Genomic DNA, 22,622 nt, shown 5'->3' with positions numbered 1-22,622 from the left:
CCGCGCGGACCCGGCGCCGGCACGGCGCGACCTCGACGACGCGGTGAGGTGAGCAGACGATGGGCGAAGCCGAGCGGGATGCCGCCTTCGGCGACCCCGACGGCTACCAGCGCCTGTGGACGCCGCACCGGATGGCCTACATCCAGGGCGAGAACAAGCCGAGCGGCCCCGCCCCCGAAGACGGGTGCCCCTTCTGCCGCGCCCCGGAGCTGCCCGACGCCGAAGGACTGGTCGTGGCCCGCGGCAAGACCGCCTACGCGGTGCTCAACCTCTACCCCTACAACAGCGGTCACCTGTTGATCTGCCCCTACCGGCACGTGGCCGACTACACCGACCTCGACGGGTCCGAGAGCGCGGAGTTCGCCACGTTCACTCAGGCGGGCATCACCGCGGTGCGCCGCGCACTCGGGCCCCAAGGGTTCAACATCGGCATGAACCTCGGCGCCATCGCGGGCGCCGGGATCGCCGCCCACCTGCACCAGCACATCGTCCCCCGCTGGGGAGGCGACACCAACTTCATGCCGGTCATCGGCCGTACCAAGATCCTGCCCGAACTCCTGCAGCAGACCCGGGAGTCCCTCGCCGAGTCCTGGCCCCAATCCTGATCGACGCTCGGGAGGTGAGCCGATGGCCACTCGGCATTCGGCACCCGTACTGGTATTCGACGGCGACTGCGGGTTCTGCACCAGCAGCGCCCGGCTCGCCCGCCGCTTCGTCGAGCCGCGGCTGTCCACGGTCCCCTGGCAGACCAGCGACCTCTCCGCGGCCGCGCGCAGCCGCGCCCAGGAGGAGGTCCTGCTGCTGGACGCCGCCGGGCGGCGGTTGTGGGGCGGGATCGACGCGATCGCGGTACTGATGCTGGCCAGCCACCGCCCGCTGTGGCCCGCCGCCGGCTGGCTGCTGCGCCGCGCTCCCGTGCGCGCGCTCGGCGCCGCCGCCTACCGGTGGGTGTCCCACCACCGCCACCTGATGCCCGGCGGAGTCCCCGCCTGCCGCCTCGATCCGCCGAGGGACGAGCCATGACGCGCGACCGTCTCCGTTGAGGATGGGCGACGGGTGGGCGGACCGCCCGCCCACGCCGCCCCGGCCATACGATCTTGAGGATCATGCTCAGATATCTGCGTCCCCTGTTCGGCCGACTGCTGCTACCGCTCGGTCGGCTGCTGGCCAGGCTCGGCGTCACGCCGACCATGGTCACCCTCACCGGCGCCCTCGGCGTCGTCGCCAGTGCGCTCGTCTTCTACCCGCGCGGCGAGCTCTTCACCGGCTCGGTCGCCGTCACCGTCTTCGTGCTGCTGGACATGCTCGACGGCGCCGTCGCCCGCGCCTCCGGCAGTACCACCAAGTGGGGCGCCTTCCTCGACTCCACCCTGGACCGGCTCTCCGACGCCGCGATCCTCAGCGGTCTGGTGCTGTGGTCCTTCGGCGGCGGCGAAAACCCCGCTCTCGGCTACCTCACCCTGTTCTGCCTGGTCAGCGGGTTCGGGGTGTCCTACATCAAAGCACGCGCCGAAGGACTCGGCGCCAACTGCGACGTCGGCATCGCCGAGCGGTCCGAACGGCTGGTGATCGTGCTGGTGGCCGTGGGCCTCGGCGGGCTTGGGGTGCCCTACATACTGCCCGCGGGGCTGGGTGTCCTGGCCCTCATCAGCGGCATCACCATCGTGCAGCGGCTCATCGAGACCCGCAACCGGCTCACCAGCCCCCGCCGCACCGCCGACGACAGCGGCGCGGTCTAGGAGGACGCGATGGGCGAGCATGCGACGACGGCGCTGTACACACTCGGATGGGCACTGCTGCGGCGGGTGCCCGAGCGCTTCGGACGGGCCGTGTTCCGCGCGATCGCCGACGTCGCCTGGCGCCGCCGCGGCCCCGGGGTTCGGCGGCTGGAGGCCAACCTGCGCCGTGTAGCCCGTACCGGCGCCGCGGTCGACCCCGGGGCCGACGACGCCCGCATCCGCGCGCTCTCCCGGGCCGGTATGCGCTCCTACCTCCGCTACTTCTACGAGATGTTCCGGCTCGATGCCCTGAGTGCCGACCAGATCGAGGCGCGGGTCGACCGCACCGGTATCGAGCGGATCGACCGCGCGCTCGCCGAGGGGCGCGGGGTGGTCGCCGCGCTGCCGCACATGGGCAACTGGGACCTGGCCGGGGCGTGGATCACCCGGTACGGCATCCCGCTGACCACCGTCGCCGAGCGGCTCCGCCCCGAGCCGCTGTTCGAGCGCTTCGTGGCGTTCCGCGAGCGGCTGGGCATGGAGGTGCTGCCGCTGACCGGCGGACCGCAGCACAGCGCCGGAGTCCTCGCCCGCCGGCTGCGGCAGGGGCGCTTGGTCTGCCTGCTCGCCGACCGGGACCTTTCCGCGGGCGGGGTGGAGGTCCTCTTCTTCGGTGAACCCGCGCGGATGCCCGCCGGTCCCGCCGCCCTGGCCGAGCGCACCGGCGCCGCCCTGCTGCCGGTGTCGTTGTGGTACGAGGGCGACCGGATGCGGATCCACGTGCACGAGAAGGTCCCGGTACCGGCCGCCGCCGACCGGGGCGAGCGCGTGCGCGCCATGACCCAGGAGACGGCCCGCACGTTCGAGGCGGCCGTCGCCGCGCACCCGCAGGACTGGCACATGCTGCAGCGGGTCTTCACCGCCGACCTGGATCCCCGTGATGGCAGCGGTTCCGCGGGTAGCGTCAAGGAGACCCCCGCCGTGCCGGCGGCTCCGGCTCCTCGGCGCGGCCGCAGCACGAGTCGGAGGCGAACGAGGTCATGAGGGTCGGTCTGGTCTGCCCCTACACCTGGGAGGTCCCCGGCGGCGTCCAGCAGCACGTCGGCGACCTCGCGGAGGCGCTGCTGCAGCTCGGACACGAGGTGTCGGTGCTGGCGCCGTGCGACTCCGAGACCGAACTGCCGTCCTACCTCGTATCGGCCGGGCGAGCCGTCCCCGTGCCCTACAACGGGTCGGTGGCCCGGCTGTCCTTCGGGTTCCGCGCCGCGGGGCGGGTGCGCCGCTGGATCCGCGACGGCTCCTTCGACGTGCTGCACGTCCACGAGCCCGCGGCACCCAGCCTGTCCCTGCTGGCGTGCTGGGCGGCCGAAGGGCCGATCGTGGCGACCTTCCACGCCTCCAACCCGCGCTCGCGGGCCCTCGCGGTCTCGGCCGGGGTGCTGCAAACCGCCCTGGAGAAGATCAACGGCCGTATCGCGGTCTCCGACGCCGCACGCAAGACACTCGTTGAGCACCTGGGCGGCGACGCGGTACTCATCCCCAACGGGGTGGCCGTCGACCGCTTCGCCGAGGCGCGCCCGCTGGAGGGCTGGCCCGGCGAGGGCGGTGCCATCGGCTTTCTGGGGCGGCTCGACGAGCCGCGCAAGGGCTTGGGCGTGCTGCTGGACGCCTTCGACACGCTGGGCCGCGACCGCCCCGGCCTGCGGCTGCTGATCGCCGGACCCGGCGACGGCGACGAGGTGCGCCGCCGCGTCGCCCCCGAGCTGCGCGAGCGGGTGGAGGTCCTCGGGCGGGTCGACGACGTGGACAAGGTACGCGCCTACCACTCGGTCGACGTGTTCTGCGCACCCAATCTGGGCGGGGAGAGCTTCGGGATCGTGCTCGCCGAGGCGATGTCGGCGGGCGCGGCGATCCTGGCCAGCGACATCCCCGCCTTCGCGCACGTATTGCGCGACGGCGGCGCGGGCCGGCTGTTCGCCACCGGCGACCCCGCCGACCTCGCACGCGCGGGCGCCGAGCTGCTCGACGCCCCCGACCGCCGCAGCGTGCTCTCCCGCGCCGCGCGGGAGGCCGTGCGCACCTACGACTGGCACACGGTGGCCGCCGACGTCGTCCGTGTCTACGAGACCGTGCTTCCGTCGGGCGTCGGTCAGTCGCCGGTGACCGCCGGCCGCCGGGAAGGCGTGTAGCCGCCCATGCCCGATTGGATCTCCGCAGTGGCCCTGGTGGTCGCCGCGCTCGTGCTGCTGTCGGCCTACGTGTCCTGGCGGGCCGGGCGGCTGGACCGGCTGCACACAAGGGTCGAGACCGCGCACGCCGCGCTCGACGCCGCCCTGCTGCGGCGCGGCGCGGTCGTGCTGGAACTGGCGGCATCCCCTGCTCTGGAACCGGCCTCGGCGGTGCTGCTGGGCGAGGCCGCGGCCCAGGCGCGCCGCGCGCACGGCGAGGGCCGGGGCGCCCGCGAGCTGGCCGAGAGCAACCTGTCGCGCGCACTGCGCGCGGTGGTGGACGAGCCCGGCTTCGCCGAGGAGCTGACCCGCGCCGACGGCGCGAACGAGGACGTCTTCTCCGCGGTCGAGGCCGCCGCGAAACGGGTCATGCTGGCGCGGCGCTTCTACAACGACGCCGTGGCCGGGATCCGCGAGGCCCGCTCCCGCCGCCTGGTGCGCCTGCTGCGCCTGGCCGGCAGCGCCCCCGTGCCCGAGTTCTTCGACATGGACGACGAGCCCCCGGCCGCCGCCCCGCTGTGATGCCGCGGGCCCGGCCGCGCCGGGCGGAGTGCGCCCGCCGACCTGCGGCGCGGCGGGCCCGCCGCTGGAACAGCGGCCGCGGCTGCGGTGTTATCGACACAGAGACCGACGAACCGGTGAACTACCATGGAAGCCGGGACAGCACCGGCCCTACGCCGCCGACGTGCCATGTTGACCAGTCTGCGCACCGGGTGCACACATCCCGGTCCGCCCCGAACTTTTGGAGTAGCACCACCGTGACCAGCACCGTTGACAACCCGGCCGGCAGCGCCGTCGGCACCACCCGCGTCAAGCGCGGGATGGCGGAGCAGCTCAAGAACGGCGTGATCATGGACGTGGTCACCCCCGAGCAGGCCAAGATCGCCGAGGACTCCGGAGCCGTGGCGGTCATGGCCCTGGAGCGGGTGCCCGCCGACATCCGCAGCAACGGCGGTGTCGCCCGCATGTCCGATCCCGACATGATCGACGGCATCATCGAGGCCGTCTCCATCCCGGTCATGGCCAAGGCCCGCATCGGACACTTCGTCGAGGCGCAGGTGCTGGAGTCCCTCGGCGTCGACTTCATCGACGAGTCCGAGGTGCTCACTCCCGCCGACGAGGCGTACCACATCGACAAGTGGGCCTTCACGGTCCCGTTCGTCTGCGGCGCCACCAGCATCGGCGAGGCCCTGCGCCGCATCGCCGAGGGCGCGGCCATGATCCGCTCCAAGGGCGAGGCGGGCACCGGCAACGTCGTCGAGGCCACCCGCCACATGCGCGCCATCCGCCGCGAGATCAGTCGGCTGGGCACCCTCGACGAGCCCGAGCTCTTCGGCGCCGCCAAGGAGATGCAGGCCCCCTACGAGGTCGTCAAGGAGGTCGCCCGCCTGGGCAAGCTGCCGGTCCCGCTGTTCTCCGCCGGCGGCGTGGCCACCCCGGCCGACGCCGCGCTGATGCGCCAGCTCGGCGCCGAGAGCGTCTTCGTCGGGTCGGGCATCTTCAAGTCCGGCGACCCCGCCAAGCGCGCCGACGCCATCGTGCAGGCCACCCTGCACTACCGCGACCCCGAGGTCGTCGCGAAGGTCTCGCGCGGCCTTGGCAACGCCATGGTCGGCATCAACCTCGACGACCTGGAGGAGTCCGAGCGCTACGCCGGACGCGGCTGGTAGCCGAGCCCCGCGGCACCGGCGCGGAGCGGATCCGCGCCGGACCCGGGGTGCGTCGGCCCCGCCGGCCCCGCCGACGCACCGAAGGACACGAGCACCGAAGCGAGGGAGACCGTGACCGCTGCACCCACCGTGGGCGTACTCGCCCTGCAGGGCGACACCGCCGAGCACCTGCGCGTTCTCGGCGGCCTGGGCGTGCCGGCCGTCCCGGTGCTGCGTCCCGAGGACCTCGACCGGGTCGACGGGCTGATCCTGCCCGGCGGGGAGTCCACCACGATGTCCAAGCTCGCCGCGCGCTACGAGCTGGTCGAGCCGCTGCGCAAGCACATCGGCGAGGGCATGCCCGCCTACGGCACCTGTGCCGGCATGATCCTGCTCGCCGACCGCATCGTCGAGGGCTCCGCCGACCAGGAGACCCTCGGCGGGCTCGACGTGACGGTGCGGCGCAACGCCTTCGGCCGGCAGACCGAGTCCTTCGAGGGCCGGATCGACATGGACGGCCTCGACGGCGAACCCTTCGACGCCGTCTTCATCCGCGCCCCGTGGGTCGAGTCGGTCGGCGGGGGAGTGCGCGTGCTCGGCCAGATCGCCGGCGGCGAGCGTGCCGGTAGGATCGTCGCGGTACGGCAAGGCGGCCTGCTGGCCACCTCCTTCCATCCCGAACTCACCGGTGACCCGCGGATACACCGGCTCTTCGTCGACATGGTGAAAGGACAGGCATGAGCGGCCACTCCAAGTGGGCCACCACCAAACACAAGAAAGCCGCCATCGACGCCAAGCGGGGCAAGCTCTTCGCCAAGCTGGTCAAGAACGTCGAGGTGGCTGCGCGCACGGGCGGCGGGGACCCCGAGGGCAACCCCACCCTCTTCGACGCCATCCAGAAGGCGAAGAAGAGCTCGGTCCCGCTCGACAACATCGAACGCGCCCGCAAGCGCGGTTCGGGCGAGGAGGCCGGCGGCGCCGACTGGCAGACCGTCTGGTACGAGGGCTACGCGCCCGGAGGCGTCGCGCTGCTCGTCGAGTGCCTCACCGACAACCGCAACCGCGCGACCTCGGAGGTCCGCACCGCGGTCACCCGGGGCGGCGGCTCGATGGCCGACGCCGGCTCGGTGTCGTACCTGTTCAGCCGCAAGGGCGTGGTGATCGTGCCCAAGGAGGGCACCAGCGAGGACGACATCACGCTGGCGGTGGTCGAGGCCGGCGGCGAAGGGGTCAGCGACCTGGGCGAGTCCTTCGAGGTCATCAGCGAGCCCAACGACCTGGTCGAGGTGCGCACCGCGTTGCAGGAGGCCGGCATCGACTACGAGTCGGCCGACACCTCCTTCCTGCCCAGCGTCGAGGTCTCGCTGGCCGAGGACGACGCCAAGAAGGTCATGCGCATCGTCGACGTCCTGGAGGACTCCGACGACGTGCAGAACGTCTACACCAACGCCGACATCCCCGAGAACGTCATGGCCAACATCGGCTGACAACCGCGCGAATCCGCGCCCACCATCGCCGCACGCCCCGCCGCCGGATTCCGGACGCGGGGCGTGCGGCGTTTGCGCCCGGTGGCCCGCGGCTGCGCCGGGTGCCGGGCATGCGCGGCGCCGACTTCTCCAGCGCCGCGCAGCGCGGGTGCGCGGTAGTGTTGCCACTCGCCGAGCAGTCTGCACCCGCGCTTGCGTTCAGGAAGGACGTCCATGAATCCCCCCGGCGAGAACCCCTACGAGCACGGCCGCTCCGACCAGCCCGAACAGCCCGGCTACAGCGGTCCCTCGGGCTATCCGGGCTCCCAGCCCGGGCCCGGGCAGCCGGGCCCGCAGCCCGCCCCCGGCTACACCGGGCCCCAGCAGCCGCCGCAGCAACCGCCCCAGCAGCCCTACGGCGGCGCACCCGGACCCGCCGCGCCGCCCCCCGCCCCGGGCTTCTTCGCCACGCTGTTCGACTTCCGTTTCCGCAGCTTCGTCACCACCCGGATCATCAAGGTCCTGTTCATCCTCTGGCTGGTGCTGATCGCCATCTTCACCCTCAGCGGTGTCGTCACGGCCTTCGGCGCCATGGGGTTCAGCCCGCTGACCGGCCTGCTCACCCTGCTGGCCTCCCTGGTCGGCGGCGCAGTCGCCGTGCTGCTCACCCGGGTGGGTCTGGAAGTGCTGATCGTGCTGTTCCGCATCAGCGAGGACCTCACCGCGATCCGCTCCCGCAACGGCATGTGACCGCCAACGCGCCGGAGGCGGGCGAGAGGAGTGTCGGTGCTTCCCGGTAGGCTCGGAGCCTGCGAACGGGCGTTCGAGGTGAGGTGAAAAGCGGCGTGCGAGTCATGGGAGTCGATCCGGGGCTCACCCGGTGCGGCCTGGGAGTCGTCGACGGCTCCGTCGGGCGCCCGCTGTCGCTGGCCGCATCGGGGGTGGTGCGCACCGCCCCCGGCAGCGACCTCGCCGAGCGGCTGCTGGGCATCGAGCGCGGTGTCGAGAGCTGGCTCGACGACCACGCCCCCGAGGCCGTGGCCGTCGAGCGGGTCTTCGCCCAGCACAACGTCAGCACCGTCATGGGCACCGCCCAGGCCGGCGCTGTGGCCATCGCCTGCGCGGCGCGGCGCGGGCTGCCCGTGGCGCTGCACACCCCCAGCGAGGCCAAGGCCGCCATCACCGGCAGCGGCCGCGCCGACAAGGCGCAGGTGCAGGCCATGGTCGCCCGGCTGCTGCGGCTGGACGCCCCGCCCAAGCCCGCCGACGCCGCCGACGCCGTCGCCCTGGCCATCTGCCACATCTGGCGCGGCGGGGCCCAGGCCCGCGTCGCCCAGGCCCAGCAGGACTTCGCCCGCAAGGTCGAGCTGGCGCGCCAGGCCCGCCGGACCCCCGACCCCCACGGAAGGTGACCCCGAGGTGATCGCGTTCCTCAGCGGCCGGGTGGCCGCCCGCACCGGCGGCACCGCCGTGATCGAGGTGGGCGGCGTCGGCATGACCCTCCAGTGCACCCCGGCCACCCTCGCCGGGCTCCGCGTGGGGGAGCAGGCCACGGTCTCCACCTCGCTGGTCGTGCGCGAGGAATCGCTGACGCTGTACGGGTTCGCCGACGACGACGAGCGCGACGTGTTCGAACGCCTGCAGCAGGCCGGCGGGGTCGGCCCCCGGCTGGCGCTGGGCATGCTGGCGGTGCACACCCCCGATGCGCTGCGCGCGGCCGTCGCCGCCGAGGACACCGCCGCACTGACCCGCGTCCCCGGCATCGGACCCAAAGGCGCCCAGCGCATCGCCCTGGAGCTGCGCGACAAGCTCGGCCCGCCCCCGGCCGCCGACCCGGCCGTCGCCGAGTACCCGACCCCCGGCCAGGATGCGCCGTGGCGCCCCCAGGTGGTGTCGGGCCTGGTCAACCTGGGCTGGTCGACCAAGGACGCCGAGGCCGCCGCCGACGCCGTCGCCCCCGAAGCGGCCGAGGCCCCCGACGTGTCCCTGCTGCTGCGCAGCGCCCTGCGCAGGCTGAGCAGGGCGTAGCGCGTAGGAGCATAGGACCATGAGCGACTACGAGCGAGACGCCGTCTCCGCTGAGGCCGACCTGGACGAACGTGCCCTCGAAGGTGCCCTGCGCCCGCGGCGCCTGGAGGACTTCGTCGGCCAAGAGCGGGTCCGCGAGCAGTTGTCGCTGGTGCTGCGCGGCGCCCAGCGGCGCGGCCGGGCGCCCGACCACGTGCTGCTGTCGGGCGGTCCCGGCCTGGGCAAGACCACCCTGGCCATGATCATCGCGGCCGAGTTGGGTGCGCCGCTGCGCATCAGCTCCGGCCCGGCCATCGAGCGCTCCGGCGACCTCGCGGCGGTGCTGTCGACCCTGCAGGAGGGCGAGGTGCTGTTCCTGGACGAGATCCACCGGATGGCGCGGCCCGCCGAGGAGATGCTCTACGTCGCCATGGAGGACTTCCGGGTCGATGTGATGGTCGGCAAGGGTCCGGGCGCCACCGCGGTCCCGTTGGACATCGCGCCGTTCACCATGGTCGGCGCCACCACCCGGGCGGGGCTGCTGCAGGCTCCGCTGCGCGACCGCTTCGGCTTCACCGGCCACATGGACTTCTACGCCGCCGCCGATTTGGAGCTGATCCTGCACAGATCCGCCGGTCTGCTGGGGGTGGAGGTCGACGCCAACGCAGCCGCCGAGATCGCCGGCCGCTCCCGCGGTACCCCGCGCATCGCCAACCGGCTGCTGCGGCGGGTGCGCGACTACGCCGAGGTGCACGGCGACGGACGCCTCACCCGCGAGACCGCCCGGTCGGCGCTGACGCTGTTCGAGGTGGACGGCCACGGGCTGGACCGGCTGGACCGCGGGGTGCTGGAGGCGCTGTGCGGCAAGTTCCGCGGGGGCCCGGTGGGGTTGTCGACCCTTGCCGTAGCGGTGGGGGAGGAACCCGAGACCGTCGAGGTGGTCGCCGAGCCGTTCCTGGTGCGCTCGGGGCTCGTCGCCCGCACGCCGCGCGGGCGCGTCGCCACCCCCGACGCCTGGGCCCACCTGGGTCTGGCCCCGCCGCCCGACGCCGCCTTCGGCGCGGCCGCGGCCGCGGACAGCGCCGCCACCGGCACGGCCGGGGCCGGGGGCGCCGGCAAGACGCCTTGAACCTCCGGCGAGCCGCCGAAAGCCGCACGGGATGCGCTCCTACCGGCGGCGACACCGCCGTCGGCGTGCGGCCGCTTTCCGGTACCCGGTAGGTAAACTGGAGGCCGGACCTTGCGAAACGGCAACGATGCAGGCCGGATCGCGTTCGGGCGGAACACGCGCCCCCGTTCGCGCGTTGACCTGCGGCGGCAGGTGCCGCGAACACGGCCCGCCACAGGTTCCGGCGCGGCCGCGAAGGTCGGAACAATCTATGGAAGGACACCCCGTGCTGGCCCAGACTATTTTGGCCGAGGGCGCCCAAGGATCCGGTGGGCTCCTCGGGATGCTCCTGCCGTTCGTGCTCATCGCGCTGGTCTTCTGGCTGCTGATCCTGCGCCCGCAGCAGAAGCGCAAGCAGCAGGAGACCCGGATGCAGAGCGAACTGCAGCCGGGTGTCGAGGTGCTCACCAAGGCGGGCTTCTACGCCACCGTCGTGGAGGTGCGCGACAGCGAGGTCGAGCTGGAGATCTCCCCGGGAACGCGCATCCGGATGCTCAAGGCGGGCGTCGGCGACATCCAGCGGCCCGACAGCATGAAGGACGACACCCCGGTGGAGGACCGCCCCGACTTCCCCGGCAAGGACGACAAGGACGACGGCTCCAAGTAGGGGCTTGCCCCGGGCAGGGGCCGGACACCGGCGAGACGGGCCCGATGCGGGTCCGCCGCGGTCGCATGTCCCGCGCCGCCTCCGCGCGCCCGCGGACGCCGGTCGGCGGGCCGAGCACCTGCCCGGCCCGGCTGCCCGATCCTTCCCCGAGCCCGCGACGAAGACGAGGACCCCTCCACCATGTCCGCTGACCTGAGCGGCCTGATCAAGGCCGGCCTGCGCGATGTCCCCGACTTCCCCGAAGAGGGGGTGGTCTTCAAGGACATCACTCCGCTGCTGGCCGAGCCCGCCTCGTTGCGGGCCGTGGTCGACGAGATCGCCGGCCGCTACGAGAAGGGCGCCGTCGACGCCGTCCTCGGCCTGGAGGCCCGCGGGTTCATCCTCGGCGCTCCCGTCGCGCTGGAGCTCGGCGCCGGGTTCGTCCCCGTGCGCAAAGCCGGGAAACTGCCGCGCGAGACCCACCGCGCCTCCTATGATCTGGAATACGGCTCCGCGACGGTCGAGATGCACGCCGACGCCGTCAGTCCCGGCAGCCGCGTCCTCATCGTCGACGACGTCCTCGCCACCGGCGGTACTGCACGGGCCGCGGTGGAACTGGTGGACAAGGCGGGTGGTACGGTCTTGGGATTCTCGGTCCTCGTGGAACTCGGCTTCCTCCAGGGCCGGCGGAAGCTGACCGACGTGGAGCCGCACGCGCTGGCCGTGCTCTAGAGAGCCGGTGTCCGGGCCCTCGCCCTGGACCCTCTCCCTGCGCCCTGACATGCGAAGACCGCCCCCAAGCGGAAGTAGACTCGCGGGCATAACGGAGCTGCGGCGACGCGTTGGTACAGGTGACACCTGACGTTTACGACGCAGACGTCGACCCGGAGGGCCCCGCGACGGAGACCACCGTCGCGGCGCGGCACCCTTCCCGCACACGGGGAACGGGCCCGGTCCCCGGGGGAGCCGCGGGAGGGATGTCCATGGCAGGTGACGCGGTATCGGCCGAGGCGGCCTCCGCCTCCGCTCTGCGCGGGTCCTCCCCGAGCGGGCAGGAGCCTTCCGGCGGCGCGCATACGCCCGCGCCGCCCGCCGCACAAGCCGACGACCCGAGTAAACCCGGAGCCCCCTCCGAAGCGGGTGCGGACTCCGGCGCCGACCGCCCCAGCGCCTCCCCGCCCCGGTCCAGCCCGTCGTCCAGCGTGCGGGTCCGCCGCAGACTCGCACGCCTCGGTGCCCAGCGGGGGGTATCCATGAACCCGGTCCTCGAACCACTGATCAAGACCGTCCGGGCGACCCATCCCAAGGTCGACGTCCGGCTCATCGAGCGCGCCTACGAGGTCGCGGCCCACCACCACCGCGACCAGAAGCGCAAGAGCGGGGACCCCTACATCACCCACCCCCTCGCCGTGGCCACCATCCTGGCCGAGCTGGGCATGCAGGAGCCCACCCTGGCCGCGGCGCTGCTGCACGACACCGTCGAGGACACCAGCTACACCCTCGACCGGTTGCGCGAGGAGTTCGGCGACGAGATCGCCGAACTCGTCGACGGCGTCACCAAGCTGGACAAGGTCAAGTACGGCGAGGCCACCCAGGCCGAGACCGTGCGCAAGATGGTCGTCGCCATGTCCCGGGACATCAAGGTCCTGGTCATCAAGCTGTGCGACCGGCTGCACAACATGCGCACGCTGCGCTATCTGCCCCAGAACAAGCGCGAGAAGAAGGCCCGCGAAACCCTGGAGATCTTCGCGCCGCTCGCGCACCGGCTCGGCATGAACACCATCAAGTGGGAGCTGGAGGACCTCGCGTTCGCCACGCTCTACCCCAAGCGGTTCGACGAGATCGCCCGCCTGGTCTCCGAGCGCGCGCCCCGGCGCGACGTCTACCTGCAGGACGTCATCGAGGCGGTCTCGGCCGACCTGCGCGAGGCCAAGCTCAAGGCCACGGTGCGTGGCCGACCCAAGCACTACTACTCGATCTATCAGAAGATGATCGCCCGCAACTGCGGCTTCGACGAGATCTACGACCTCGTCGCGGTGCGGGTGCTCGTCGACAGCGTCCGCGACTGCTACGCGGCCCTGGGCACGATCCACGCGCGGTGGAATCCCGTCCCCGGACGGTTCAAGGACTACATCGCGATGCCCAAGTTCAACATGTACCAGTCGCTGCACACGACCGTGATCGGCCCCTCCGGCAACCCCGTGGAGCTGCAGATCCGCACCCGGGCCATGCACCGCCGGGCCGAGTACGGGATCGCCGCGCACTGGAAGTACAAGGAGGAGCGGGCCGCCGCGAAGGAGGGCGGCAAGTCCAAGGGCACCGCCGACATGGCGTGGCTGCGCCAGCTCATCGACTGGCAGCAGGAGACCAAGGACCCCGGCGAGTTCCTGGAGGCGCTGCGCTTCGACCTGTCGGTGCAGGAGGTCTTCGTCTTCACCCCCCAGGGCGACGCCATCGCGCTGCCGCAGGGGGCGACCCCCGTCGACTTCGCCTACGCCGTGCACACCGAGGTGGGCCACCGCACCGTGGGCGGCCGGGTCAACGGCCGGCTCGTGTCGCTGGAGAGCGAGCTGCACAACGGCGAGACCGTCGAGATCCTCACCTCCAAGGCCGCCGATGCCGGGCCGAGCCGCGACTGGCTGCAGTTCGTCAAGAGCGCCCGCGCCCGCAACAAGATCCGCCAGTGGTTCACCAAGGAGCGCCGCGAGCAGGCCATCGAGCAGGGCAAGGACGCCATCGCGCGCGTCATGCGCAAGCAGGAACTGCCGATAAAGCGCCTGTTCAGCGGCGAGGCGCTGATCGCGCTGGCGCGCGACCTGCGCTACGGCGACGTCGACGCGCTCTACGCCGCGGTGGGCGAGGGCCGCATCGGTCCGCAGAACGTGGTGCAGAAGCTCGTCGACTCTCTGGGCGGCATCGAGAGCGCCGAGGAGGACATCGCCGAGTCCTCGCTGCCCACCCGCGCCCGGCCCCGGCCGCGCCCGGCGGGCAACCCCGGCGTGGTGGTCGAGGGCGACCCCGATGTGTGGGTGCGGCTGTCGAAGTGCTGTACGCCCGTCCCCGGCGACGACATCGTCGGCTTCGTCACCCGGGGCAACGGCGTCTCGGTGCACCGCAGCGACTGCGTCAACACCCGCGCGCTGGACAAAGAGCGAATGGTGGACGTGGAGTGGCAGCCCACCGAGGACTCCATGTTCCTGGTGGCGCTGCAGGTCGAGGCGCTGGACCGGTCGCGGCTGCTGTCCGACATCACCCGCGTGCTCTCCGACCAGCACGTCAACATCCTCTCGGCCACCGTGCAGACCAGCCGCGACCGCGTCGCGCTGAGCAGGTTCACCTTCGAGATGGCCGACCCCACCCACCTCGGCCACGTTCTCAAGGCGGTCCGCGGCGTCGACGGCGTGTACGACGTCTACCGGATGAAGAACTGAGGCGCCGCACGCCGACGCGGACCGCGCGGCGTTTCTCGTGTGTGAGGCGCGGCCGAATGGTCAGACTGCAGGCATGAACAAGTTCTCGCTGGACGCTCTGGCACGCAAGCACATGGAGACGGCGGCGGCCGCCTCGGCCGGCCGCAGCTCCGAGACCTTCTACGGAGGCCACGAGCACACCCTCCGCCAGACGCTGATCGCCCTGACCCGGGGCAACTCCCTCTCCGAGCACCCCAACCCCGGCGAGGCGACCGTGCTGGTGCTGCGCGGCCGCGTGCGGCTCGACGCCGACGAGGACAGGTGGGAGGGCCGCACCAACGACCTGCTGGTGGTGCCGCCCAAGGCTCACTCCCTGGAGGCGCTGGAGGACTGCGCGGTGGTCCTCACGGTGGCCAAGATCGGCTGAGACCGGTCGACGGTAGTCCGTGCGGAGCGGCTGCGCGCAGGCGGCCCGATTATCGCGATCTTCCGTGGCGGCGGGGCCGCGCATGGTTCGGCGGAGCTGCCCCGGGCGGATCCGGGCACCCCCGCCGAACCAGCGGATGCTCCGACGGTCCGAGCCGCCGGCCGGCGGCTCGGATTCGAAGGCGCGCCGGGTCAGCTCATCTCGTCGAGCGCCTTCTCCGCCTCGTCCAGCCAGGAGCGCCGCGCGGTCAGCGCCTCCTCGATCTCGCGGACCCTGCGCTCGTTGCCGCGCGCCTTGGCGTGCTCCAGGTCGCTTTCGAGCTGGGCGATCGAGTCGCGCAGCCTGGTGGCCGTGGCCTCGGCGCGGGCCCGCCCCTCCGGGTTGGTGCGCTGCCATTCGTGGTCCTCGGCCCGGCGGATGCCGTCCTCAAGCTTGCGGAACGCGCCTTCCAACCGGTCGCGCTCGTCGCGCGGCAGCGGGCCGGCGTCCTCCCAAGCATCCTGGAAATCGCGCAGCCGCGCGCGAGCCTGGCGCGGGTCGGCGATGTCGGCCAGCTCCTTGCGGGCGTCCTCCAGGATGCGCTCCTTGGCCTCGGCGTTGACCCGCAGTTCGGCGTCGCGCTCGGCGAAGGCGGCGTTGCGCGCCTGGAAGAACCGGTCCTGCGCCGCCTTGAAGCGCGACCAGAGCTGGTCCTCGCTGGCGCGGTCGGCGCGGCCGCTGGCCTTCCACCGCTGCATCAGGTCGCGGTAGCGCCCGGCGGTGGGGCCCCAGTCGGTGGAGTCGGCCAGCGACTCGGCCTCGGTGACGATGCCTTCCTTCTCCTGGCGCACCTGCTCGCGCTGCTGGTCCAGGCCGGCGAAGTAGGCTTTGCGGCGCTTGGAGAAGGAGTTGCGCGCCGCCGACATCCGCTTCCACAGCGCCTGCTCGGTGGGCCGGTCGGTGCGCGGCGCCGCCTTCCACTCGTCGATCAGCTGGCGCATCCGCTCGCCGCCCGACTTCCAGTGCGTCGTCTCGGCGGCGACCCGCTCGGCCTCGGCGACGATGCGCTCTTTGACCTCGCGGGCCTCGGTGCGCGCCTGCTCCTGGGCCTGCTTCTGCTCTACCCGGCGCTCCTCGGCCTGCTCGGTGAGGGAGTCCAGCCGCCGCGCCAGAGCGTCCAGGTCGCCGACGGCGTTGGCCTCGTGCACCGCGGTGCGCAGCTTCTCCACGCTCGACAGCGCCTGCGAGGCCGACAGGTCGGTGGTGCGCAGCCGCTTCTCCAGCAGCTCGACCTCGGTCACCAGGGCGTCGTACTTGCGGCGGAAGAACGCGAGGGCCTCCTCGGGCGCGCCCGCCTGCCACGATCCGACGACGCGCTCGCCCTCGCTCGTGCGCACGTAGACCGTGCCGTCGTCGTCAACGCGGCCCCAGGGGTCCGTGGTCACCGTGTCCTCCAGCAATCATGAGCCTGGCGCTGCGGCCAGGTCCGGGTGGTCCGGCGGCCGCTCCGCGGAACCGGTGTGAACCGCCGTGACTATGCACGATATCCGCACACCTCACCGGATACCGTCCGCCTCCTGTCGGCGTCGTCGCACATCAGCGGCCGATCGCCGCATCGAGGCATGCCGCCCGGACACACCGGACGGTGCGACGCGACCAATATGACACTGACGGGGCGTTTGGCAAAGAGCCGCGCGTATTGCGGTGATCGAATGGTGATGTGTCGGCACGACGTGCCCGATGAAGGCCCGGAATCCCGGTCGCCGCGGCCTGTGCACCTCGGTAGGCTCGTAAGTGCGGGCGCTGCCGGCGACCGCCCTGTTCGAGCCCGTGGCCGATCACCGAGAGGAAGTCAGCGCGAACCGTGTCCATCTCCGCTTTTCCCGCAGGGCCGCTCGCCGCGAACTGCTACATAGTCACCGTCGCCGCGGCCGCGGAGCACCGGGCGGAGTGTGTGATCGTCGACCCCGGACAGGACGCCGCCGCGGAGATCGCGAGCCGCGTCGCCGAGGAAGGGCTGGTTCCGGCCGCGGTGCTGCTGACCCACGGCCACTTCGACCACGTCTGGTCGGCGACCGAGGTCGCCCGCGCCCACGGCGTCCCGGTCTACGTGCACGGCGCCGACCGCCCGCTGCTCAGCGACCCCGCCAAGGGTCTGGACCCCGGCCTGGCGGCCCAGCTGTCGGCCCTGCTGGGCCAGGCGGCCCTGGAGGAGCCCGACGACCTGCGGGAGCTCGCCGGCGGCGAGGCCCTGGAGGTGGCCGGTCTGCGGTTCTCCGTCGAGCATGTGCCCGGCCACACGCCCGGTTCGGTCTGCTACGCCCTGGCGCCCGGCGCCGACGACGGCGAGGCGGTGCTGTTCACCGGCGACCTGCTCTTCGCCGGCTCGATCGGACGCACCGACTTCCCCGGCGGAGACCACGCCGAGATCATGCGCAGCCTGGAGCGCATCTGCCGCGACTGGCCCGACGACACCGCCGTCCTGCCCGGCCACGGCCCCCGCACCACCATCGCCCGGGAACGCGCGACCAACCCGTTCCTCGGCGATATCCCGGGGCGCTGATACGTCGACGCCCGTGCTGCGCAGTCGCGATGTACGCACGACAGCTGATCAGCAGGGGTGACGGTAGGATTTCCAGGGTCTTACGGGCTCGTACCGACCGGATCGCGCCACGGCCCGCCAGTTCCCCGGATCAGCCGTTCAGCCGTGCAATACAAGTGGACTTGGTAACCTCATGCATCCTTTCAGGACCCATACTTGCGGACAGCTCACGAGCGCCGACGCCGGTGAGAGAGTGCGTCTCTCCGGCTGGGTGCATATCCGGCGTGATCTCGGCGGTCTCCTTTTCGTCGATCTCCGCGATCACTATGGGATCGTCCAGCTTGTGGGACATCCGGAGTCGCCCGTCTTCGAGCGGCTGAGCCGGGTTCCCAAGGAGACTGTCATCCGAGTCGACGGGTCGGTCGTCCGGCGTAGCGCGGAGAACGTGAACCCCAACCTCGGCACCGGCGAGATCGAGATCGAGGTCGAGGAGTTCGAGGTCCTCGGGACGAGCGAGGAACTTCCGTTGCAGGTGGCGACGGAGGAGAACACCTCCGAGGAGCGGCGGCTGGCCTACCGCTTCCTGGACCTGCGCCGGGAGCGCATGCACCGCAACGTGATGCTCAGGTCCCAAGTGATCTCCTCGATCCGGCGGCGGATGACGGATGTCGGCTTCTCGGAGTTCCAGACGCCGATCCTGACGAGTTCCAGCCCGGAGGGCGCTCGCGACTTCCTCGTTCCCTCGCGGCTGCACCCCGGCGAGTTCTTCGCTCTGCCGCAGGCGCCGCAGCAGTTCAAGCAGCTCCTGATGGTCTCCGGGTTCGACCGGTACTTCCAGATCGCCCCTTGTTTCCGCGACGAGGACAGCCGCGCCGACCGTTCACCGGGCGAGTTCTACCAGCTCGACATGGAGATGAGCTTCGTCGAGCAGGAAGACGTCTTCCAGGTCATCGAGAAGGTGCTGTCGGAAGTCTTCGCCGAGTTCCGCCCCGACCGGGAGGTGACCGCGCCGTTCACGCGCATCGCGTACCGCGACGCGATGGAGTGGTATGCGACCGACAAGCCGGACTTGCGGATCCCGTTGACGATGGTCGATGTCACCGACCTGTTCGCGAAGACGGGTTTCCGCGCCTTCGCGGGCAAGCGGGTTCGAGCGCTCGCAGTCCCCGACGTGGCGGGTCGGCCGCGGTCGTTCTTCGACGGTATGGGCGAGTTCGCCGTCGAAGCGGGAGCCCAGGGCCTCGCGTGGCTGAAAATCGACGAGGACGGGAACATGAGCGGCCCGGTCGCCAAGTTCGTCGAGGAGATCTCCGAGGACCTGCTGAAGCGGTGCGGTGCCGGACGCGGAAGCGGCCTGTTCTTCTGTGCGGGCGAGGACGACGCGGAGATCAACCGGATCATGGCGCCGGTTCGTGTCGAGGCGGGGCACCGGTCCGGTCTGTTCGAGGAGGACGCCTTCCGCTTCTGCTGGATCGTCGACTTCCCGATGTACGAGCTTTCCGACGAGGGTCGGATCGAGTTCAGCCACAACCCGTTCTCGATGCCGCAAGGCGGGCGTGAGGCGTTGGAGAGCAAGGACCCGCTGGACATCCTCGCCTGGCAGTACGACATCGTCTGCAACGGCGTCGAACTGTCATCGGGGGCTATCCGTAACCACTCGCCGGAGATCATGTACAAGGCGTTCGACATCGCCGGCTACAGCCCCGCCGACGTGGAGAGCAAATTCGGCGGCATGCTGCGAGCACTGAAGTTCGGCGCCCCGCCGCACGGTGGCATCGCGCCGGGCATCGACCGCATCGTGATGCTGCTCGCCGACGAGCCGAACATCCGCGAAACCATCGCCTTCCCGCTTACCCAGAACGCAGAAGACCTCATGATGGGGGCCCCTTCGCCCGTTTCAGACAAGCAGCTCCGGGACGTGCACATCCGCACGGTCGCCCCTCCGGACAACAATTGACTTCCGCTCCTCGGACTACAGCCCGGGGATTCCTACGACGGCCGGTCGGCCACTTCGGTGGGTTCCTGCTTCATTGCGCTGAGCCGGACCGGGGTCCGGTCTTACCTGCGCTCCACAGGCTGATGCCGCCAGCCCGGCGGCCGTGGCGACATTGAGTGCCGCGTTGACGTCGCGGTCCAGCACGGCCCCGCAACCGCTGCACGTCCACTCGCGCACGTGCAGCGGTTTGGGTCCGTCCTTGGTGCCGCAGGCCGAACACACCCGGCTGGTGGGCTCGAACCGGTCGATCTTGACGAAGGCGCGGCCGTACCGGGCGGCCTTGTACTCCAGCATGCGCACGAACGCCGACCACCCGGCGTCGTGGACGGACTCGGCCAGGTTGGTGCGCGCGAGTCCTTTCACCGCCAGGTCTTCCACGGCCACCGCTTGGTTCTCGCGGGTCAGCTTCGTGGAGAGCCGGTGGTGGAACTCGCGGCGCGCGTCGGCCGCCTTCGCGTGGGCGCGGGCGACCTTCACCCGGGCCTTGTCCCGGTTGGCTTGCCCGGCACTACTGGCGGGCCAAGCGGCTCTGGTCGGGCTCCTACTTCGCCGGTTGGGTGGGCGGCGCCCCGTTGAGCGTGCTGGGCCGGTACATCGAGCAACAGGAACGTCCGCGGTGACGAGGCGCCGGACCGCCTGGGGGCGGTCCGGCTTTTCCTGCCCCGCTACGGGGGAGTCGGCGTCACCTCCGCCGTGAACGGCGGAGCACTGCCGACGAACCCGGTAGCGGTCGGCGATTCGCCGGCCCGGGGCGGGGCCCCGCCCCGGGCCGGGCCGCTCCGCTGGGTGGTCATTGCACGCAGGTCGTCGGCGGGCGCAGCCGGTCCCGGATTGCGACGCGGGTCCGGCGCAACGGCGAGCGGACTACTTCTTCGCGGCGCCGCAGCGTTGGCAGCAGATGTCTTCGCTGTCAGGATTGCTGTAGGTGCAGAGTCGACAGGTCCAGTTGCGGACGATGAGCGCGTTCCTGAGGGCCGGGCCCGTGCTGATCATTGGTTCACGCATGACTGAATTTTAGTCCGGACTTTTCCGGCGATCCCGGCAATGCGTCCCGTGCGGGGCGGTTGGCTTAGGCTAGGTGCGGGCTTTACGCAGATGTGCGGTGTCGGTCACGCTGGCGTAACGATTCTGCCGAATGTCGCGCCGGGAACCGTGTGAATCGCTGGTATTCCTGGTATTCAGGTGGCTTTTCGTATTCTCGCGGGTCGAATGGGGCGCGGGAGTGCGTGGTCGAGGGGCTGTGCGGCGGGTCGTGATCGAGGCATGCTTCACCTGCGCGGACAGGCGGTGGTCTGGCTAGACTAAGCCGAATCGGATGTCCCAGGGAGGAACGCGCGACTGCGCGAAAAGGACGTTCGTGAAGATACAGGGATGATCTATTCGTGAACGGTGCAACCGGCTCCAACCACGGCTCTGCCGGGGGTGGGGAGGGCCGCCGGGCCGCGGCCGCGTTCGGCGCGGCTCCAGCGGCCATGCTCGTCGCCGATCGCGCGGCCGGCGTCATGCTGACCAACCGCGCGTTCACCGACTTCACCGGCGTGGAGCACGCGGACGCGCTCGGCCGCCCCTGGCCGGAGGTTCTCGCGGCCGACGACCCCGCCTCGGCCTGGGAGCTGCACCGGGCCGCGCTCGACGGCGACCCGGCCCACCGGCGCGCGCTGGTCACGGCCCACTACGCGGGCGCGACCCACCGCGTCGTCGCCGAGGCCCGCGTGCTGCCCGAGCCCGGCCCCGGCGGCGAGGCCGGCAACATCGTGGTGGTGTTCCGCGAACCGCTGCGCGAGGAGGAGACCCTCCGGGTCATCAGCGAACTGCGCACCGAGAACGCCGACACCGCGCTGTGGACCCTGGACCTGCGCACCGGGGCGCTGCGCGAGCTGTTCGGCCCCTCGCCGCTGGGGCGGCTGCTGGTCGGCGACGCCCGCGGCCTGGAGGAGATCCTCGCCCGCGTCCACCGCGACGACATCGCCCGCGTCCGCGACGCCATCGAAGCCTCCCAGCAGGGCCGCGACTACGAGCAGCGCTTCCGCATGTTCGACCACCTCGGCGACGAGCGCTCGCTGCACGCCCGAGCCCGCTACGTCCGCGGCGACCACCCCCGCCTCGTGGGCATCCTCGACGACGTCACCGAGCACGTGCAGCTCATCCGCCGCCTGGCCGACCGCAGGCGCATCGAGGCCGCACAGGGCCGCCAGGTGACCGACCTCGCCGCCAAACTCGTCTCCGCCACCACCGTCGAAGAGGTCACCGGCCTGCTCACCGACGAGTTCGTGCCGATCTTCGGCGGCGCCCGCGCCGGCGTCATGCTCGTGGAGGAGGGCGGCCTGCGCGCCTCGCCGCCCCCCAGCGAGGAAGCGCCGGGCCCGATGGGCCTGACCGGCGAATACGACACCTCCGACGCCGCCCACCCCATCGGCGCCGTCATCCAGGACCGCCAGCCCCGCTTCTTCGAAAGCCGCGCCGAGATCCTGGAGCGCTTTCCCGCGGTCGGGGAGTTCCTGCACCGCACCACCGCCCAGTCCTGGGCCACCATCCCCGTCTTCGGCGACCGCAGGGTGGCACTGGGCGTCTGGCAGGTCGCCTGGGGCGAGCCCCACCACGCCACACCGGACGAGCGCGCCCTGATGCTCACCCTCGCCGGGCTGGCCGGCCAGGCGCTGCAGCGGGTGCGCCGCCAGCAGGAGGAGCTGCAGCTGGCCGACGCCATCCAGCGGCGCATGCTGCCGCCGCAGATCGCGCAGTTCGCCGAGCTGAGCATCGCCGTGCGCTACCTGCCCTCCCGCGCCGGGTGGCGGGTTTGCGGCGACTTCTACGACGTCATCCGCCTGCCCGGCCGCCGCGTGGGCCTGGTCGTGGGCGACGTCCAGGGCCACGGCGTCGAGGCCGCCGCGGCCATGGGCCAGATCCGCGTCGCCTTCCGCGCCTACGCCAGCAACCAGGTCGACCCCGGCGTGGTCCTGGCCGAGACCAACCGCCTGCTCTCGGAGACCGGCGAAATCGTCTTCGCCACCTGCGGCTACCTCGTCCTGGACCTCGACAGCGGCGAGATGCAGGCCGCGTGGGCCGGCCAGCCGCCCGCCGTCATCGCCGCCCAGGGCTCCTACGACCTGTGGGAGCCTGAGACCGGACCGCCGGTGGGCGTCGACGGCGACAGCAAGTACCCGGTCACCACGCGCTGGCTGCGCGGGGGTGACACCCTGCTGATGTGCTCCGACGGTCTCGTGGAGAGCGCGCACATGCCCATGGACGAGGGGCTGCGCGTCGTCGGGGAGGACCTGGTCGGCCTGGCCGGCGACGTCGAGGCCGCCGCGGCCTCCCTCATCGGCCTCACCCCCGCCGGGCGCGGAGACGACATCGCCCTCCTCATCGCCCGCATGAGCGGCACCGAGTAGCCGGGCGGTCTCCGGCCGGCGGCAGCGCCGTGCGGCACCCTGCGGCGCTCGCTT

22 protein-coding genes and 2 pseudogenes are annotated in these 22,622 nt (G+C 71.9%); 21 read left to right on the top strand and 3 right to left on the bottom strand.

The genetic code is table 11. The features are described 5' to 3' along the window. Window positions 1–59 precede the first annotated feature (59 nt). From EKD16_RS16395 to EKD16_RS16315, 17 genes are all read left to right on the top strand, one after another. The gene (locus EKD16_RS16395) at window positions 60–605 is read left to right on the top strand and encodes an HIT family protein (RefSeq protein WP_131099187.1); all 546 of its coding nucleotides are present in this window, start codon (window positions 60–62) and stop codon (window positions 603–605) included. A 22-nt stretch (window positions 606–627) separates the two neighbouring features. Beyond that, window positions 628–1,023: a thiol-disulfide oxidoreductase DCC family protein gene (locus tag EKD16_RS16390; protein ID WP_131099186.1), complete on the top strand. Its 396-nt coding sequence runs from the start codon at window positions 628–630 to the stop codon at window positions 1,021–1,023. An 83-nt stretch (window positions 1,024–1,106) separates the two neighbouring features. After that, a complete protein-coding gene (gene pgsA / locus EKD16_RS16385; protein ID WP_131099185.1) occupies window positions 1,107–1,739 on the top strand; it encodes a phosphatidylinositol phosphate synthase in 633 nt (210 codons plus the stop codon). 9 nt (window positions 1,740–1,748) lie between these two features. Continuing rightward, window positions 1,749–2,762, top strand: a complete 1,014-nt coding sequence (locus EKD16_RS16380; protein ID WP_131099184.1) for a phosphatidylinositol mannoside acyltransferase — start codon at window positions 1,749–1,751, stop codon at window positions 2,760–2,762. Further along, window positions 2,759–3,907, top strand: a complete 1,149-nt coding sequence (locus EKD16_RS16375) for a glycosyltransferase family 4 protein (protein ID WP_131099183.1) — start codon at window positions 2,759–2,761, stop codon at window positions 3,905–3,907. Before EKD16_RS16380 ends, EKD16_RS16375 begins: the two co-directional genes overlap by 4 nt. 6 nt (window positions 3,908–3,913) lie before the next feature. Next, complete coding sequence (locus tag EKD16_RS16370) at window positions 3,914–4,468, top strand: hypothetical protein (protein ID WP_131099182.1); 555 nt, start codon at window positions 3,914–3,916, stop codon at window positions 4,466–4,468. A 236-nt stretch (window positions 4,469–4,704) separates the two neighbouring features. Then, a complete protein-coding gene (gene pdxS / locus EKD16_RS16365) occupies window positions 4,705–5,616 on the top strand; it encodes a pyridoxal 5'-phosphate synthase lyase subunit PdxS (RefSeq protein ID WP_131099181.1) in 912 nt (303 codons plus the stop codon). A gap of 111 nt (window positions 5,617–5,727) precedes the next feature. Beyond that, window positions 5,728–6,336, top strand: coding sequence for a pyridoxal 5'-phosphate synthase glutaminase subunit PdxT (gene pdxT / locus EKD16_RS16360; RefSeq protein WP_131099180.1), 609 nt, complete (start codon window positions 5,728–5,730; stop codon window positions 6,334–6,336). Further along, on the top strand, window positions 6,333–7,082 hold the full coding sequence (locus tag EKD16_RS16355; protein WP_131099179.1) for a YebC/PmpR family DNA-binding transcriptional regulator: 750 nt from the start codon (window positions 6,333–6,335) through the stop codon (window positions 7,080–7,082). Before pdxT ends, EKD16_RS16355 begins: the two co-directional genes overlap by 4 nt. A 213-nt stretch (window positions 7,083–7,295) precedes the next feature. Then, complete coding sequence (locus EKD16_RS16350; RefSeq protein ID WP_131099178.1) at window positions 7,296–7,811, top strand: DUF4282 domain-containing protein; 516 nt, start codon at window positions 7,296–7,298, stop codon at window positions 7,809–7,811. Between the two features lie 95 nt (window positions 7,812–7,906). Beyond that, window positions 7,907–8,473 carry a crossover junction endodeoxyribonuclease RuvC gene (gene ruvC, locus EKD16_RS16345; RefSeq protein WP_131099177.1) on the top strand — a complete coding sequence of 189 codons (567 nt, stop codon included), beginning with the start codon at window positions 7,907–7,909 and terminating at the stop codon, window positions 8,471–8,473. Between the two features lie 7 nt (window positions 8,474–8,480). Continuing rightward, complete coding sequence (gene ruvA, locus EKD16_RS16340) at window positions 8,481–9,089, top strand: Holliday junction branch migration protein RuvA (protein ID WP_131099176.1); 609 nt, start codon at window positions 8,481–8,483, stop codon at window positions 9,087–9,089. Between the two features lie 19 nt (window positions 9,090–9,108). Continuing rightward, a complete protein-coding gene (ruvB, locus tag EKD16_RS16335; protein WP_131099175.1) occupies window positions 9,109–10,197 on the top strand; it encodes a Holliday junction branch migration DNA helicase RuvB in 1,089 nt (362 codons plus the stop codon). A 250-nt stretch (window positions 10,198–10,447) separates the two neighbouring features. Further along, window positions 10,448–10,843 carry a preprotein translocase subunit YajC gene (yajC, locus tag EKD16_RS16330; protein WP_242677001.1) on the top strand — a complete coding sequence of 132 codons (396 nt, stop codon included), beginning with the start codon at window positions 10,448–10,450 and terminating at the stop codon, window positions 10,841–10,843. 180 nt (window positions 10,844–11,023) lie between these two features. Next, window positions 11,024–11,554 (top strand): adenine phosphoribosyltransferase, encoded by a 531-nt coding sequence (locus EKD16_RS16325; protein WP_131099174.1) that lies wholly within the window; start codon window positions 11,024–11,026, stop codon window positions 11,552–11,554. Window positions 11,555–12,075: 521 nt separating this feature from the next. After that, complete coding sequence (locus EKD16_RS16320) at window positions 12,076–14,253, top strand: RelA/SpoT family protein (protein ID WP_131099173.1); 2,178 nt, start codon at window positions 12,076–12,078, stop codon at window positions 14,251–14,253. 73 nt (window positions 14,254–14,326) lie between these two features. Continuing rightward, window positions 14,327–14,659, top strand: a complete 333-nt coding sequence (locus EKD16_RS16315; RefSeq protein WP_131099172.1) for a cupin domain-containing protein — start codon at window positions 14,327–14,329, stop codon at window positions 14,657–14,659. 191 nt (window positions 14,660–14,850) lie between these two features. On the opposite strand, the gene EKD16_RS16310 is transcribed toward EKD16_RS16315, so the two are convergent. Continuing rightward, entirely contained in the window at window positions 14,851–16,083 is a 1,233-nt protein-coding gene (locus EKD16_RS16310; RefSeq protein ID WP_131099171.1) for a DUF349 domain-containing protein, read from the bottom strand. A gap of 419 nt (window positions 16,084–16,502) precedes the next feature. Between EKD16_RS16310 and EKD16_RS16305 the strand changes: the two genes are divergently transcribed. Then, entirely contained in the window at window positions 16,503–17,201 is a 699-nt protein-coding gene (locus EKD16_RS16305) for an MBL fold metallo-hydrolase (RefSeq protein ID WP_131099170.1), read from the top strand. A 130-nt stretch (window positions 17,202–17,331) separates the two neighbouring features. Here the strand turns inward: EKD16_RS16305 and EKD16_RS26180 are convergent, their stop codons facing one another. Then, entirely contained in the window at window positions 17,332–17,505 is a 174-nt protein-coding gene (locus EKD16_RS26180; protein WP_242677489.1) for a hypothetical protein, read from the bottom strand. On the opposite strand from EKD16_RS26180, the gene aspS reads away from it, so the two are divergent. Then, window positions 17,434–19,137 (top strand): aspartate--tRNA ligase, encoded by a 1,704-nt coding sequence (aspS, locus tag EKD16_RS16300; protein WP_242677000.1) that lies wholly within the window; start codon window positions 17,434–17,436, stop codon window positions 19,135–19,137. The two genes, EKD16_RS26180 and aspS, sit on opposite strands and share 72 nt — an antisense overlap. Before the next feature lie 15 nt (window positions 19,138–19,152). On the opposite strand, the pseudogene EKD16_RS16295 reads toward aspS, so the two are convergent. Next, window positions 19,153–19,671 (bottom strand): annotated as a pseudogene (locus tag EKD16_RS16295) (RNA-guided endonuclease TnpB family protein); the annotation flags it as partial. 26 nt (window positions 19,672–19,697) lie between these two features. On the opposite strand from EKD16_RS16295, the pseudogene EKD16_RS16290 reads away from it, so the two are divergent. Continuing rightward, window positions 19,698–19,796, top strand: a pseudogene (locus tag EKD16_RS16290) (transposase); the annotation flags it as partial. A 762-nt stretch (window positions 19,797–20,558) separates the two neighbouring features. Continuing rightward, window positions 20,559–22,568, top strand: a complete 2,010-nt coding sequence (locus EKD16_RS16285; RefSeq protein WP_131099168.1) for a SpoIIE family protein phosphatase — start codon at window positions 20,559–20,561, stop codon at window positions 22,566–22,568. Window positions 22,569–22,622 lie beyond the last annotated feature (54 nt).

The sequence above is a fragment of the Streptomonospora litoralis genome (genome assembly GCF_004323735.1).
Classification (GTDB): Bacteria; Actinomycetota; Actinomycetes; order Streptosporangiales; family Streptosporangiaceae; genus Streptomonospora; species Streptomonospora litoralis.
This window is presented reverse-complemented; position numbering and strand designations above follow the sequence as displayed.

Bases quoted from the DNA above. Each gene is read 5' to 3' on its own strand.
- EKD16_RS16395 (WP_131099187.1), top strand. From the start codon at position 60: ATGGGCGAAGCCGAGCGGGATGCCGCCTTCGGCGACCCCGACGGCTAC.
- EKD16_RS16390 (WP_131099186.1), top strand. From the start codon at position 628: ATGGCCACTCGGCATTCGGCACCCGTACTGGTATTCGACGGCGACTGC.
- pgsA (WP_131099185.1), top strand. From the start codon at position 1,107: ATGCTCAGATATCTGCGTCCCCTGTTCGGCCGACTGCTGCTACCGCTC.
- EKD16_RS16380 (WP_131099184.1), top strand. From the start codon at position 1,749: ATGGGCGAGCATGCGACGACGGCGCTGTACACACTCGGATGGGCACTG.
- EKD16_RS16375 (WP_131099183.1), top strand. From the start codon at position 2,759: ATGAGGGTCGGTCTGGTCTGCCCCTACACCTGGGAGGTCCCCGGCGGC.
- EKD16_RS16370 (WP_131099182.1), top strand. From the start codon at position 3,914: ATGCCCGATTGGATCTCCGCAGTGGCCCTGGTGGTCGCCGCGCTCGTG.
- EKD16_RS16355 (WP_131099179.1), top strand. From the start codon at position 6,333: ATGAGCGGCCACTCCAAGTGGGCCACCACCAAACACAAGAAAGCCGCC.
- EKD16_RS16350 (WP_131099178.1), top strand. From the start codon at position 7,296: ATGAATCCCCCCGGCGAGAACCCCTACGAGCACGGCCGCTCCGACCAG.
- ruvB (WP_131099175.1), top strand. From the start codon at position 9,109: ATGAGCGACTACGAGCGAGACGCCGTCTCCGCTGAGGCCGACCTGGAC.
- yajC (WP_242677001.1), top strand. From the start codon at position 10,448: ATGGAAGGACACCCCGTGCTGGCCCAGACTATTTTGGCCGAGGGCGCC.
- EKD16_RS16325 (WP_131099174.1), top strand. From the start codon at position 11,024: ATGTCCGCTGACCTGAGCGGCCTGATCAAGGCCGGCCTGCGCGATGTC.
- EKD16_RS16320 (WP_131099173.1), top strand. From the start codon at position 12,076: ATGAACCCGGTCCTCGAACCACTGATCAAGACCGTCCGGGCGACCCAT.
- EKD16_RS16315 (WP_131099172.1), top strand. From the start codon at position 14,327: ATGAACAAGTTCTCGCTGGACGCTCTGGCACGCAAGCACATGGAGACG.